The sequence below is a fragment of the Rhodococcus sp. 15-649-2-2 genome, from assembly GCF_002258645.1.
Classification (GTDB): domain Bacteria; phylum Actinomycetota; class Actinomycetes; order Mycobacteriales; family Mycobacteriaceae; genus Rhodococcoides.
In genome coordinates this window covers 36,809-50,566 of sequence record NZ_NPFM01000010.1, presented here as the reverse complement: position 1 = coordinate 50,566, position 13,758 = coordinate 36,809, and the positions used below count along the sequence as shown (strand labels likewise).

Genomic DNA, 13,758 nt, shown 5'->3' with positions numbered 1-13,758 from the left:
TCCTGGGAGCGCGGTGCTTCACAGCCGGACCCGCCCCACTGCGACAGGCGGCGACGGCGCGGAGATCTCGATGTCGAACGCAGCGGAGGTGGCCGCGATCAGTTCGGCTCTCACGTTCTCCCGTAGATCGCGGCCGTAGAGCGAATGATCACCGGACTCGAAAGACGTGACGGTGGGGACGGATGCTCGACGCTGCAACCGGCGCATACCTTCCGGCCCCCGGTTGGTCTCGAACCAGGTGGCGTCGGAGGGAGAGAGCAGTACCTGCGTCCGAACGCCCCGATCGCTGAGAAGGCGCAACGAGATCTCGGGCACCTGAATCAGCCCGCGCCGTCCGAGCCAGATCCAGAGGGCATAGGGAATCCGCGGCTGCAATGCATTCTTGGTCGCGACACCCCAGTGGTGCAGTCGATCGAGTACGCGCGCCCGCAGTCCTGTCTCCTCGGTGTGCATCGAAGAGCGTTTGACGAACTCGAGTCGACGAGTGGTCCAGTCCAGCGTGTTGAGAAGTACTGCCGACCGCACTCCCATCTCTCGGGCAGCAAAGCTGGAATACCATGACCCCGAGCACATTCCGGACACCAGCACATTGTCGGGGGAGGTACCCGACTGCTGGACGGCGGTGAGGGCGTCCTCGTTTCCTTCGGAACTGTAGAGCCGAGTCACCTCCCCATCGGTGACGGCACCGGACTCACCGGTGCCACGCCGATCGAAGCGCACCGTCGAGACTCCGAACCAGGGGAGCAGCCGGGCCAGTTCCACCCACATGCGCACCGGACCGACGCGATGCTCGTTCGCGGTGGGGTAGAACACCACCGTCGGCCCACCGGGTAGGCAGCGATCCGAACTGGAACGAATCGCGAAAAGCTCCTGCGCACCCAGGAATTCGATGCTCTCGGCGATTCCGTCGACCAGTGATCGCGTTCGACGCAGCACCTCGACGTCGTAGGCGGGTCGGCTCGGGAACTTCGACGCCGTCCAGGTGGCGAGAGTGGCGATGTCCGCGGCCGGGATGATGACCTCGAAGTCGCTCGGCTCGAGAAACTCGTCGTGATCGGACAACGTGTGCTCGTCGGCCGAGAGTGCGTCGACCAGTCGGCGTACCGGCTTCGAGTCACCGCGCTCGGCGCGAGTGGCGACCAGTACCGGTGCGTCGGTCGTCGTCTTCGCGGCGTCGAGTGCGGCGAAGTCTGCGACCGAATCAGGATGCAGCACAGCGCCGATGATCGACACACGGGGATCGGCGTCGGAATCGGTGGTGACGCTCACCGAATACAGTGCGCGCTGCTCGTGCAGGTACGACCGTCCGCGGACGACCGGATCCCACAGCGTCAACGAGGTCAGTGGCCCACACTCGGCGGCGACCGAACAGGCCAGGAGTGCGCCCATGCGGAGGCCCACCAGCCCGACCTCGCCCACACCGCAACTGCGCACATAGGCAACGGCCTCGACGACGCTGCGCTGCCAGTGGCCGACCGCGCCGGGCCCGTCCTGATCTCCCCACGAATCTCCGGTGCCGCGGTAGTCGAATCGCAACACCAGAAGTCCCTGCGCACAGAGCTTCTGCGCCAGCAGAGTCATGCCCCGGTACGAGTCCACTTGCTCCTTGCCGAGCGGCGGGCACAGGACGACGCCTCCGCGAGCCCGGCCGTCGGACGGCACGTGGACGGTACCGAACAGCGGTGAATCGGACGGACCGAACCACGTCGGGTACTTGCCGCCCGGGGTACGCGAGGAGGACTCGGCGGGAACGGAGCCGATGCGCCGAGGAGCGGTGCGGGAACTGTTCACTTCAAATGGTCCTTCTGCGTACACGGGTGAAGCGGAATCGATCAGGGGCGCAGTGCAGCCGGCCACGCGGAGCGATCGAGCCCGTGGGTGCGGAGCATCGCCAGCGCGATGCGTTCCATACCGAACCCGACGCATGCACTGTGAGCCGGTTCGCCGCCGACGGTGGCGATGTCGAAGGTGTGCCCGAAGTGATCGCGGTGGCAGTTGCACGAGACGACCGCGGTGCCGTCGTCCAGATCTCCGTAGAGCTTGACGACCAGTTCGGTCTTGAGGTTCTCGTTGCGCTGGTTTGCCGCGAGCATGCGTCCGGCGCGACCGAAGAATGGATCGTTGGCGATGACCGCCTCGGCTTCGAGTCCCAGATCTGCCAGCACCTGCAAGCCGCGCGGCACCCAGCGTTCGCGGTGCTCGATCGCCTCGTCGGGGGTGCCGACGCGGACGAACTCGTGCATCCGAAATGCTTGCATCCGAGCCGGATCGACCGCAGGCTCGTGCCGGAAGCAGAAGCCGTAGATGTCCATCAGGGCACCGTCGGCGGGCAGTGTTCCGGTGAGCATCGAGTACGACGGGTGGCAGGCCGCCGAGACCAACATGGTTCCGGCGGAATGCAGAAAGTGATCCCAGTCCTTGCCGTCGGATCTCTCCGCCAGCAACGCTGCGTGCTCCTTGTTGTCCCCCTCGAACGTATTGATGGCACCGGTGAGATTGGGGAACGACGCGATGTAATCGGTGCGCTCGAAGGCCTCTCGGGGGAAGACCGGAGCGAAGCGGAATCGCTTGGCCCGATAGCCGTGCTCGGTTGCCCCGGCCGCGACGACGCGAGAATCGATGAATTCGATGATGTCCTCGAATTCGCCGCTGCGCCCGTACAATCCGGGAATCGAGCTGGGCACCAACAGGCCCGCGTCGATGAGTTCGACGCGGAAAGCTGCTCGGGCTGAGTCGAGTTCGCTGAGTTCGGTCTCCGGTACGGACTGTGTGGTTGTCATCATTTTCCCTTGTAGACGAGGGAGAGCTGCGAGTTGTGGCCGAGGATGCGCTCGTTGCTCACCATGATTGCGGACCCGTGCGCATCTCGGAGGTGCCGGCCGATGCTGAGCTCACCGTCCTGTCGGTAGCCGGAGATGCCGCAGATCTGCAGGGCTTTGCCGACGATGTCGATGACGAGCGTCGACGCGGTGACCTTGACATTGTTGATCTTGAGCGCAAAACCGATGGCTCCGAGCTCGGCCGGACTGTCTGCGACGGCCTCGAACTTCGCCGCTGCGCCGAACACCGTGTCCACCAGCTGCTCGTGAACCACCATCAACTCCGCCAGACGCAGTGCGCTCGGCGGCGGTGTTCCCGGTGTCTTGCGCGCGGCCTTCTGTACGGACTTGCGCGCCTTGGTCACGGCGGCGTCGGCTATGCCGAGCCAGGCCGATCCCCACAGCACGTGTGCCACCGGAAGCATGGTCTGCGCGGAGATGTCGCCGTAGTTGTCGCCCAGAATGTTCGACGTCGTCGTGCGCGCGGCCAGCATGAAGCCGGGACTGCAGGTGCCGCGGAATCCGAGGGTGTCCCAGGTGCCGGTCTTCTCGAGCGTCACATCGGGCTTCTCGCACACCACGAGGACCTGGTCGCTCGGCGGGCTGTCGACGCTGCGTCGCGCCGTCGCCAGCACGATCTGTGCGTACTCGCCGTACGAGATGACAGGCGCGTTCTTGCTCAGGGTGATCCGCTCGCCGTCGTACTCCACCGCACAACTGCTCGAGCGGACGTCGCCGCCGATGTTGATCTCGGTAGTGGCAGAGGCCACCAGGATGCGATCGGTCACAATTCGTCGCTGCAGGTCTGCCATGGCGTCGGACTTGCCGTGGCGCACGATGCTGAGCACCTGCGACTGGTGCATGACGAAGATCATCGCCGTCGATGCGCACTCGGAGCCGAGGGCACGCGCGATGCGGGCGATGTCTGTCAGGGTTGCCCCGCCACCGCCGAACTCGCGCGGAATCCCGACACCGAGCAGCCCGGCGTCGCGCAGCGCATCCACCGATTCGGTGGGGAAACGGGCATCGCGATCGACTTCGTCGGCATAGGTCCGCAGAACGGCCAGCACGTCGGTCATCGACTGGTCGATCGAGCTCTCGTAGACGGTGGTCATGGCTTCAGTCCGTCAGCTGGGCGATGGCCGCGGCGATGGCGTTGATGCTGCCGAACGTCGACTTCTGCAGCATGGTGTCGGGGAATTCGACGTCGAACTCGTCTTCGAGGGCGATCATCACGTTGACGCTCGCGTGCGAGGTCAGGCCGCTGTCGTACAGATCGGCGGCTTCGTCGATGCCCTCCACGGGGACCGGCAGCTTTCCGAATTTCTCCAGAACAGTTCGCACCCGAACCACGTCCTGAGCATTGAGCGTCTGCATCGAAAACCTCCACCGATCGCGTTAATCACGAGACCGGACGGCCTCGTAGTCGTCTCCAGGTCCGCTGGCTGTGCGCCTTTTCGACCCAAAGTCTCCCCAGACCCTCCCAAACAATATCCTAGATTGTTTAGTAGCGTTAGTTCGATGCCCGCATCGGTCCTTCGGACCGCCGTACACTTCGAGTGGAGCGGGGGCTCGTGAGGGCGCCGGATCGGGCGCCGAATCGCAATGTGCAAAGGACTGTCTGGTCGATGAGTGGAGTCTGCGGGGTGTCCGTCGGTACCGGTGCCGTGCGCATCGCGTACATCGCGGACGGCCGCCGCGTCGAAGACTCCATCGATGCAGCGGGTGCACACGACCTGCTGCCCGGCAAGCTGGTCGACCACGGCCCGTTCGAGGACATCGTGCTCGCCGGGTGGGACACCGCAGCCGTCACGGCCCTTCTCGACACTCTGGGCGACCGAACGGTCCCGAAGGCCCGCATGGTCGAGGAATCTCAGGCCCTGATGGCCTATGCGCGCACAGTTCCGGAACTGGCCGACAAGGACTACGTGCTGGTGGTGGACCTGGGCAAGAAGGGGCTGTCGGCCACCGCGCTCGACGTCGCGGGCGACTACATCGAGTGGACCGCACGCACCGTCGACATCAGCGGCGATCGCTTCGACGAGGTGGTCCGCGGCATCGTGATGGCCAAGGGCATCCTGCCTGCACCGGTCGGCCCGGAGGGCGACGAGGAATATCAAGCGTTCTTCCGTGAACTCAAGGAACTCGTCAGCTCGTCGGCGGGTGTCCGGGCACCGAACCGCGGCCCGATGTTGCTCAGCCGCAAGGAATTCGAGCGCGAGATCACCCCACTCGTGTCCGACGCCCTGGACTGGGCGTCCAAGCAGGCTCCCGACGCGGTACTGCTCATCGGCGGCGGCGCAGCCATTCCCGCGGTGCGCACGATCATCGAAGACAAATGGAATGTGCCGGTCCATGTGCCGGACGCGCCGGCAATGGCCATCGCCAAGGGCGCAGCGCTCGACGAGAGGCCCGTTATCGGAGCCGCCGTCGACACCGATGTTCCGGATGCCGCGGATGTTTCGGACGCGGATGTGCTGGACGCGGATGTGGGAATCATCACCGTGCCGGACGACGCGTCGGAGCTTCTCGATGCGCCCCGGACCACGGATTTCGGCGCGGTCGACGAGTGGATGGTCGACGGCCTGACCGTCGATCAGCTCGCCACCGAAGAACTGGCGATCACACCGACCGTCTTCGACGCTGCCGCAGCCGACTCTTCGGTGATCGGGCCTGCGGTTGTAGAGCCTGCGGTCCATGAGCCTGAGGTTCTCGAACCCGATGTCGTCACCCAGCCGGCGCGGCGCTCGACGAGATGGTCGGTGCGGGACGCATCCGTGCTGGCGGCGGTGGCCCTGGTGATCGTCGCGGTGGCAGGTCTGGTGTTCACCCGCGGGAACACTCCGGCACCCACCCCGCTCATCGATGAGCAGATTCCGGTCGATGCCGGCTTCGCTGCCGCGCTCGCCGACGCGGCCGGTCCGGCCGAGGATGCAGCTCCCGGGCCGGCCGAGCTGCCCGTCCAGGGGCCGGTTCGCCTGTCGGACGCGGATCTGTACGAGCGGGCCTTCACCTACGACGGCGAGCTCTACCGACCGGAAATCGGTTCGGAACTGCCGGAATAGACCGCACGACGGGAACGAGCGGCTCCAACGGGGAGCGAGACCCGTATTGCCATGGCTGCTCTGGGGCGCGCGCCCCGTAGTTTCGGTCGAGGCGGTAGCCTGGCGCTCTGGACGAGGTGTACCGCGTCCGCCGTAACTGCCGAACGAAGTGAGGCCGACAACCGTGACTGTGCTGCTTGGGGTGTCCATGGGGACCCGGGCTGTGCGCACGGCGCAGCCCCGAGCCGAGCAGTTCCAGGCTCCCGTCGCCGACGCTTCCGGCCTGGTCACCGACATCGAGCGACCACTGTTCTTCCGCAACGAACTCATCGACAGCGTGGGCGGCGACCTCCCGCATCTGGCCGCCGAGTCGATCGGCGCGGCCGTCGAAACCGAGCCCGAACTCGCCACCGGTGTCGCCTACCGCGACCCTCGGCAGGCCGATGCGCTGCATGCTGCGCTCGCCGGTGCCCACCTGCACAACTACCACCTGGTGCACGAGGTGGAAGCCGTCGTCGAGTACCTCGCAGCAACCGGCGAGGCCCGCGACCACAGGTCGGTCGCGCTGTTCGATCTCGGCAGTTCCGGACTGACGGTCAGCGTCGTCGACCTGGTGCAGCGGACCGTCACCGCCTCGCAGCGATCGGGTGAGTACAGCGGCGACCTGCTCGACGCCTACGTACGTAACAACCAGCTCCAGCGCCTCGGCAAGAAGACGACGGACCCCGACATCTCGCTGTTCGAGAAGCGCTGCCGAATCGCCAAGGAACGCCTGTCCACCCAGGATGCGGTGTGCCTGCCCGATGCGAGCGGAATGATTCTGCTCTCGCGCGAGAACTTCGAGCTGTTGATCACCGACCTGCTCGACGAAGCCATCGAATTTGCGCGCGGAGTGTTGATCGGCGCGAACGTGCCCATCGACGCCGTCGTGTTGATCGGTGGAGGCGCACGCATGCCGATCGTGCAGAATCGCGTCGGGCCGCTGCTGGAACTGCCGTCGATCGTGCCGACCGAGCCCGAGACCGTCGCTGCGCGTGGAGCGGCTCTGGCCGCGCGACCTCATTCGCGCACTCGAACCGATCCGCGACGGAGCCCCGACGCGAACCGGCAGGCGGTACCGCAACCCTCGGATCGGATCGACCCCGCGACTCGCGTCGACTCGGCCCTCGCATCTGCGCCGATTCCGCAGCACCGACCGGCACCGCCGCGTCCGCCGCAGTCGCGGGTGGCGCGGCCTCGGCCCCCGCAACCTACTCCGCCGCCGGCAGCGCCGGTCCGTCCGATTCCGGCTCGCACCGAATCGATGCACGCCGCACCGGCGGTACCTGCTCCGGTGCCGACCGCAACCCGTCCGGTGCCCGCGCGTCCCTGGGTCGCGTCGGCCCCGGTCGACACCACGATCGCCGACGCGGTCGACCCCACGAGTACGGTCGGCGGGTTCGAATCCTCGAGATTCACCGATTCCCTTGTCGATTCTCCCAATTCTCTTGCTGTCGAGCCGGAGTCGTCTCCGGCCGTAGCGGATGATGTTCCCGACGACCACGTGCAGGGGGCGCGGGTCGACGGGGAGGTCGTTGCGTTGAGCACGAATGCCGGGAAGGGCACCGTCGAGGACGCGGTCGACGACTCGGAGGTGGCCGACACTGCTGTAGCGCACAGTGTCACGCAGGCACCCGAGAAGCGGGTCGACACCGAGGCGACGGTCGACGACGACGGTAAGCCGGTTCCGTTTCAGCTGAAGAACATCTACTGGCTCGATGCCGACTACGACGACGACGACGGTGAGGACGATCGAACCCGCGCTCGGCGCAGGCTTCGCACCGGTGGTGTGCTCGCGCTCGGCCTCGCCGCAGTGGTAGGCGTATCCGGGTTCATGCTCACCCACCAGAACACGCCGCAGGTGGTCGACACCTCGGTGAGCCGCACTCAAACTCAGGCTCCGGCCGTCACGACGGTTGCGCCCACGTCGGAGACACCTGCTCCGGTGTTGCCGCCTCCCGCGCCGGAAACCACCGTCGAACCGACCACCGTGCCGTCGGAGACCGAGGTCTACCAGGAGCCGTGGACGCCGGAACCGACGACGACGACCACCACTGCCGAGCCCGCACCGCCGCCGCCGGTCGAGTCCGTCCCCCCGACGACGCAACAGCCGCCGCCGCTGATTCCGGGCTTCCCGGACTTCACGCTGCCCGGCTTCCCGCCGATCGCTCCGGCTGCTCCCTGACCCGATTCACCTCTCTCCGTGAGTGTTTCGCGGTCTGATGTGTTCGAAGATCAGGATCGTCTCGGTTGCGGCGACGGCAGGGTCGGCGCTGAGATTCTCGACGACGAAATCGCGGAGCGTGGCGGTGTCGACGGTTGCCACGTGCACGAGGAAGTCGTCGGCACCGGCAATGAAGTAGATGTTCAGCGTCTCTTTTCGGGAGGCGATCTTCGATCCGAATTCGCTGATCCGCCGTCGAGCATCTGCTTGGAGCCGGACCGAAATCATGGCCTGGATGCCTTGGCCGAGGGCCTCGGGATCGATGTCTGCGTGAAAGCCACGGATGACACCGCGTTCGACGAGGGCACGAACCCGGGCCAGTGCGGTGGACGGGGCCACGCCGGCAGCGGCAGCAAGTGCATTGTTGGGTGTACGGGCGTCGCGGCGGAGCTCGTCGAGCAGGATGTGATCGATCCGGTCCAACGGGATGGGCCGAACATCGTTCGGCTGGGACCCCGTGCCACCCGTCTCGAACGAACTATTACTCACCATTCCAGGATCGTACAGAATTATATTCACTTCCGTTGCGGGTATTCCGTAGATAATTCATAGTTGGCCTACACGGATGGAGCCACGGCTTCACATCACCCACCACCGAGGAGGCCGCCATGAAGATCGGAATTCCACGCGAGATCAAGAACCACGAATACCGGGTGGCCATCACCCCGGCAGGCGTGCACGAACTGGTCTCGCGAGGACACGAAGTGATCATCGAAACCGAGGCAGGAGCCGGATCGTCGTTCACCGACACCGACTACAAGGCCGCCGGTGCACAGATCCTCACCGATGCCGCCGAGGTCTGGGAAACAGCCGAGCTGCTGCTGAAGGTCAAAGAACCTATCGCCGAAGAGTATTCACGCCTGCGCAAGGGGCAGGTGCTGTTCACCTACCTGCATCTCGCGGCGTCGAAGGCCTGCACCGATGCGCTGCTGGATTCGGGTACCACGGCCATTGCCTACGAAACGGTCACTGCCGCAGACGGTTCGCTGCCGCTGCTCGCGCCGATGAGTGAAGTTGCCGGACGCCTCGCGCCGCAGGCCGGTGCCTACCACCTGATGTCCAGCGAAGGAGGGCGTGGAGTTCTCATGGGCGGAGTGCCCGGAGTACGTCCCGCCAATGTCGTCGTCATCGGAGCCGGTGTGTCCGGAAAGAATGCCACTGCAATCGCTTTCGGTATGCACGCCGACGTCACCGTTCTCGATCTCGATGTGAAGGCGCTGCGTGCCATCGACGATCAGTACCGCGGTGCCGTCAAGACTCTGGTGTCGAATGCGTACGAACTCGAACAAGCCGTTCTCGCCGCGGATCTCGTCATCGGTGCGGTGCTGGTGCCCGGAGCCAAAGCTCCGAAGTTGTTATCCAACAGCCTGGTTCAGCGTATGAAGCCAGGTTCGGTGCTGGTCGACATCGCCATCGATCAGGGCGGCTGCTTCGAGGATTCGCATGCCACCACCCACGCCGATCCCACGTACAAGGTGCACGAGTCGGTGTTCTACTGCGTCGCCAACATGCCAGGAGCCGTTCCGCGCACGTCGACCTACGCGCTCACCAATGCCACCTTGCCGTACGTCGTTGCACTCGCCGACAAGGGTTGGGAAGCTGCCTGCGAGGCAGACGAGGGTCTGAAGGCAGGACTGAGCACGCACAACGGTGCATTGTTGTCGGAGACCGTCGCAGCTGCATTCGCCTGAGGAGCGGCTCCGCCGCACTACGCGCTGTGGCGACCCGAGCCCCGCGATCGAGCGGGCTTGGGCGTCCGCGACGACGACGCGCCTTTTCTGGACGAGCTGATCGGCCGGGCGAGCAGCACGGCGATCGCGGTGGTGAGGGGCACCGACAACGCGAGGGCTACACCGCCCACGGAGGATCTGACTATTTCGATCGACACGGCGTCGCCGGTCAACACGTCCTGAATCGACCGATCGGCGACGCTGAAGAGCAACAGCAGCGGCAGCGCGCCACCGGCGTAGGCGAGTACGAGGGTGTAGACGGTACTGGCGATGTGATCGCGCCCCACCCGCATCGCGGCGGTGAAGATCTCGCGCCGCGACGCGGTCTCGTCGACCGATGCCAACTCGAAGGCCGCCGAGGCCTGAGTGATCGTCACGTCGTTGAGCACACCGAGCGAGCCGATGATGAAGCCGGCCAACAGCAGCCCCGTGACACTGACGGTGCCGATGTACGTCTGCACCGCGGTGTTCTGTTCCTCCGACAACCCGGTCAGGTGCGTCATCCGAATCGCGACGTACGACAGGACTGCGGCCAGGCCCATCGAGGTCAGTGTGCCCAGTAGCGCCGAACTGGTGCGCAGATTCACCCCGTGCGCCAGATACAGCACGGCGTAGAGGATCACCGCACCGGCGACGAGAGCGACGGGAATGGCGGGTGCGCCGTCGAGCAGAGCCGGCAACATGAACACCACCAGCACGGCGAACGCAATGAGTAGGCCGACCAGCGCGCGGAATCCCCGCCAGCGGGCAACGACGCAGATGACCACTGCGAACACGCCGACGATCAACCCGAGCGGAAGTCCGCGGGAATAGTCGTTGAAGGAGTACCGGATTCCACCGGAAGGATCTGCCTGCAGAACCAGTCGGATGTCCTCACCGGCGCTCAGCGTCGGTTGGCCGGGACCCGGCGCGATCTCGAGCACCGTCCGCTTGCCCGCGTCCTGGCCAGAGGTGATGTCGACGATGCTGCGCTGACATTCGTACGAGTCGTTGACCGCAGGCGTCGGGTTGCCGGTGAACGCTCTGCCTGCGTCGGGACTCCCGCATGGCCCGATGCTCTGCGACGTGATGGTGCCCGCCTCGGTGGACACCGCACCTCCGCCCGAGGTCTGGAACGGCAGTGGGATGTCGATGTTCTGTTTGCTGGGCCACAGCGCGAATGCACCGGCGATGACGGCTATACCGATGACGACGAGCAGTCCGACGACGACCTTGGCGGCGACCGGGCCGAGCGGCACCGGACTGTCGCTGTGTCCGTGACCGTGGCCCACATGGGAGTCGAGGCCCGGCTTGGTGCCGTCGGGATGATTGCCGTGTGGTTCCACGGTGCAAGGCTAGTACGGGGCCATCTCGGTGGCCGATGCGAGGAGCTCGGTGGCGGGGAGCAGGGGGGGCGTCCCCCGCCACCACCTGACCGACCCGGGGGGGAGGGGACGACCAGGGCTCGCGGGCACCGAAGTGCCGTCCGCCAATCTACAGATCATTCGGCCGTGGGGCGCGCTCCCACCCAAGTTTCTTGCGTCACTTTCAACTACTCGAGCGTAACTTTCGACGTCACTGCTTGTAGGAAGCGAGAAAGTTGCCGAACCTTTCGATCGCCACAGCCAGATCTCGTGCCCAAGGCAGAGTCACGATGCGCACGTGATCGTGACCGGGCCAGTTGAAGCCGGTCCCCTGAACCACGAGGATTTTCTCCTGTAGTAACAGATCCTGCACCAGTTTTTCGTCGTCGTAGATTTCGTGCACTTCGGGATCGAGTCGCGGAAACGCGTACAGCGCTCCCCGCGGCTTGACGCACGAGACGCCATGAATCGCGTTGAGTCTCTCCCATGCGACGTCACGCTGCTCGAGCAGGCGTCCGCCGGGCAGGATCAGATCCTCGATGCTCTGGTAACCACCGAGCGCGACCTGAATGGCATGCTGCGCAGGCACATTGGGGCACAGCCGCGTCGACGCGAGCAGGTCGATTCCCTCGATGAACCCCGCTGCGTGCTTCTTCGGCCCGGTGATCGCGAGCCATCCCGCGCGGTAGCCGGCTACGCGATACGCCTTGGACAGCCCGTTGTAGGTCAGGCACAGCAGATCGGGAGCCAGGCTCGCCAGCGAGGTGTGCTGCGCGTCGTCGTAGAGAATGCGGTCGTAGATCTCGTCCGCGAGCAACAACAGCTGGTGCTTGCGCGCCAGATCGACGATGCCCTGCAGAACTTCCTTCGAGTACACCGCGCCGGTCGGATTGTTGGGGTTGATCACCAGCAGGGCGACGGTCTTGGGAGTGATCTTCGACTCGATGTCGGCCAGATCGGGATTCCACCCGTTCTCCTCGTCGCACATGTAGTGCACGGCCTTGCCACCGGACAGCGTCGTCATCGCCGTCCACAGCGGGTAGTCCGGGGCCGGGATCAGCACCTCGTCACCGTCGTCGAGCAACGCCTGCATCGTCATCGTGATGAGCTCGGACACCCCGTTACCGAGATAGATGTCGTCGACGTCGAGCTCGGGGAAACCCGGTTCGAGCTCGTAGCGGGTGACGATGGCACGTCGCGCCGACAGAATGCCCTTCGACTCCGAGTAACCCTGGGCGACGGGCAGTGCGGCGATCATGTCTCGCACGATCACGTCGGGGGCCTCGAAGCCGAACGGAGCCGGATTACCGATGTTGAGCTTGAGGATGCGGTGCCCCTCGGCTTCGAGTCGGGCGGCATGGGCGTGTACCGGTCCACGGATCTCGTACAGCACGTTCTGCAGCTTGGTCGACTGCTGCAACGTGCGGTAACGCGGCTGGGAGTTGATCTGTGGAGTGGTCACCCGTCATATCGTGCCAGGCGAGCGGTGTCGGTTTCCACAAGGTTGTTTCGGCCGGGTTGTCAGTGGCGAGTGGAACAATCGACTCATGTGCGGACGGTATGCCAGTACCCGGAGTGACACCGACCTCCAGGCGGTGTTCGACATCGCCGAAACAGTGGGCGAGGAGGTGCCGCCGTCGTACAACGTGGCCCCGACGCAGACGGTGCGGACGGTGCTCGAACGCGCACCCAAGGACGAGCCGGAGTCCGACGCCGTGCGGCAACTGCGTTCGGTGCGCTGGGGTCTGATCCCCTCCTGGGCGAAGGACGCAAAAATCGGTTCCCGGCTGATCAACGCCAGGTCGGAGACCATCACCGAGAAGCCGTCGTTCAAGAAGGCCGCGAGCCGTCGACGCTGCATCGTGCCTGCAGACGGGTACTACGAGTGGGAGAAGCGCGACGGCGCGAAGGTGCCGTACTTCCTGCACGAGGACGGCGTATTGGCGATGGCCGGCCTGTACGAACTCTGGCGAGACCCCACCAAAGCAGACGACGACGAAAACCGCTGGGTCTGGTCGGTCACCGTCCTCACCTCGCCGGCAGCCGATGCGCTCGGCCACATCCACGATCGCTCGCCGGTCGTGCTCCCACCGGATCTCCGCGCGAGCTGGCTCGATCCCACCGTGACCGACCTGGGCGCGGTGCAGGACATGTTGGCGGCAATCCCAGAACCCCGGCTCGTGCCCTACGAGGTGAGTACCGCGGTGAACAGCGTCAAGAACAACAGCCCGGAACTGTTGACGCCGGTGTGACGGTGGCTCAGGTGAGTCTCGTTCGGCAGATGTCGAGGATCGCCGCCCGCTCGTCGGGGGACAGATCCTCGGCCACCGGCGAATCGAGAATACGACGCAGCCGCTGGAAATAGGTACGCCCGTCGACACCGAATGCGACGTAGATGTCCTCGTCGCTGCCGCCGCCGTATCCCTGCCAGGTTCGGCCGAATGTCAGAATCTCGTGGTCCACCGATTGGGTAGTGGTCCGGCGCATGGTGTTCCCCCTACTGCTGCTTGTCCTCCATCATCCGGGTCACTGTTGAAGGGCCGGTGAACAACGCGTTAC

The 13,758-nt window shown here is 65.3% G+C and carries 12 protein-coding genes; 4 read left to right on the top strand and 8 right to left on the bottom strand.

Annotation, left to right across the window (positions count from 1 at the left end; all coding sequences use genetic code 11):
• Positions 1-18: 18 nt before the first annotated feature.
• The 4 genes from CH305_RS04490 to CH305_RS04475 are packed head-to-tail and all read right to left on the bottom strand — an operon-like array spanning position 19 to position 4,196.
• Entirely contained in the window at positions 19-1,791 is a 1,773-nt protein-coding gene (locus CH305_RS04490) for a hypothetical protein (RefSeq protein WP_242640277.1), read from the bottom strand.
• A gap of 41 nt (positions 1,792-1,832) precedes the next feature.
• On the bottom strand, positions 1,833-2,780 hold the full coding sequence (locus CH305_RS04485) for an amino acid--[acyl-carrier-protein] ligase (protein ID WP_094702918.1): 948 nt from the start codon (positions 2,778-2,780) through the stop codon (positions 1,833-1,835).
• Complete coding sequence (locus CH305_RS04480; RefSeq protein WP_094702917.1) at positions 2,780-3,934, bottom strand: acyl-CoA dehydrogenase family protein; 1,155 nt, start codon at positions 3,932-3,934, stop codon at positions 2,780-2,782. The genes CH305_RS04485 and CH305_RS04480 overlap by 1 nt, the downstream gene beginning before the upstream one ends.
• 4 nt (positions 3,935-3,938) lie before the next feature.
• Positions 3,939-4,196 carry an acyl carrier protein gene (locus tag CH305_RS04475; RefSeq protein WP_032376192.1) on the bottom strand — a complete coding sequence of 86 codons (258 nt, stop codon included), beginning with the start codon at positions 4,194-4,196 and terminating at the stop codon, positions 3,939-3,941.
• Between the two features lie 251 nt (positions 4,197-4,447).
• Here CH305_RS04475 and CH305_RS04470 point away from each other — a divergent pair, with 251 nt between their 5' ends.
• Together CH305_RS04470 and CH305_RS29395 are read left to right on the top strand one after the other, a co-directional pair.
• On the top strand, positions 4,448-5,884 hold the full coding sequence (locus tag CH305_RS04470; protein WP_143545238.1) for a hypothetical protein: 1,437 nt from the start codon (positions 4,448-4,450) through the stop codon (positions 5,882-5,884).
• A 163-nt stretch (positions 5,885-6,047) separates the two neighbouring features.
• The gene (locus CH305_RS29395; RefSeq protein ID WP_256983531.1) at positions 6,048-8,087 is read left to right on the top strand and encodes an Hsp70 family protein; all 2,040 of its coding nucleotides are present in this window, start codon (positions 6,048-6,050) and stop codon (positions 8,085-8,087) included.
• Between the two features lie 6 nt (positions 8,088-8,093).
• Here the strand turns inward: CH305_RS29395 and CH305_RS04460 are convergent, their stop codons facing one another.
• On the bottom strand, positions 8,094-8,618 hold the full coding sequence (locus CH305_RS04460; RefSeq protein WP_037172859.1) for an Lrp/AsnC family transcriptional regulator: 525 nt from the start codon (positions 8,616-8,618) through the stop codon (positions 8,094-8,096).
• A 116-nt stretch (positions 8,619-8,734) separates the two neighbouring features.
• On the opposite strand from CH305_RS04460, the gene ald reads away from it, so the two are divergent.
• Positions 8,735-9,817, top strand: a complete 1,083-nt coding sequence (gene ald / locus CH305_RS04455; RefSeq protein WP_094702915.1) for an alanine dehydrogenase — start codon at positions 8,735-8,737, stop codon at positions 9,815-9,817.
• 17 nt (positions 9,818-9,834) lie between these two features.
• On the opposite strand, the gene CH305_RS04450 is transcribed toward ald, so the two are convergent.
• The gene (locus CH305_RS04450; protein ID WP_052057749.1) at positions 9,835-11,181 is read right to left on the bottom strand and encodes a YibE/F family protein; all 1,347 of its coding nucleotides are present in this window, start codon (positions 11,179-11,181) and stop codon (positions 9,835-9,837) included.
• A 229-nt stretch (positions 11,182-11,410) separates the two neighbouring features.
• A complete protein-coding gene (locus tag CH305_RS04445; RefSeq protein ID WP_094702914.1) occupies positions 11,411-12,661 on the bottom strand; it encodes a pyridoxal phosphate-dependent aminotransferase in 1,251 nt (416 codons plus the stop codon).
• A gap of 85 nt (positions 12,662-12,746) precedes the next feature.
• Between CH305_RS04445 and CH305_RS04440 the strand changes: the two genes are divergently transcribed.
• Complete coding sequence (locus CH305_RS04440) at positions 12,747-13,451, top strand: SOS response-associated peptidase (protein ID WP_094702913.1); 705 nt, start codon at positions 12,747-12,749, stop codon at positions 13,449-13,451.
• Positions 13,452-13,458: 7 nt separating this feature from the next.
• On the opposite strand, the gene CH305_RS04435 is transcribed toward CH305_RS04440, so the two are convergent.
• Positions 13,459-13,686, bottom strand: coding sequence for a DUF3263 domain-containing protein (locus CH305_RS04435; RefSeq protein WP_032405525.1), 228 nt, complete (start codon positions 13,684-13,686; stop codon positions 13,459-13,461).
• Between the last annotated feature and the right edge of the window lie 72 nt (positions 13,687-13,758).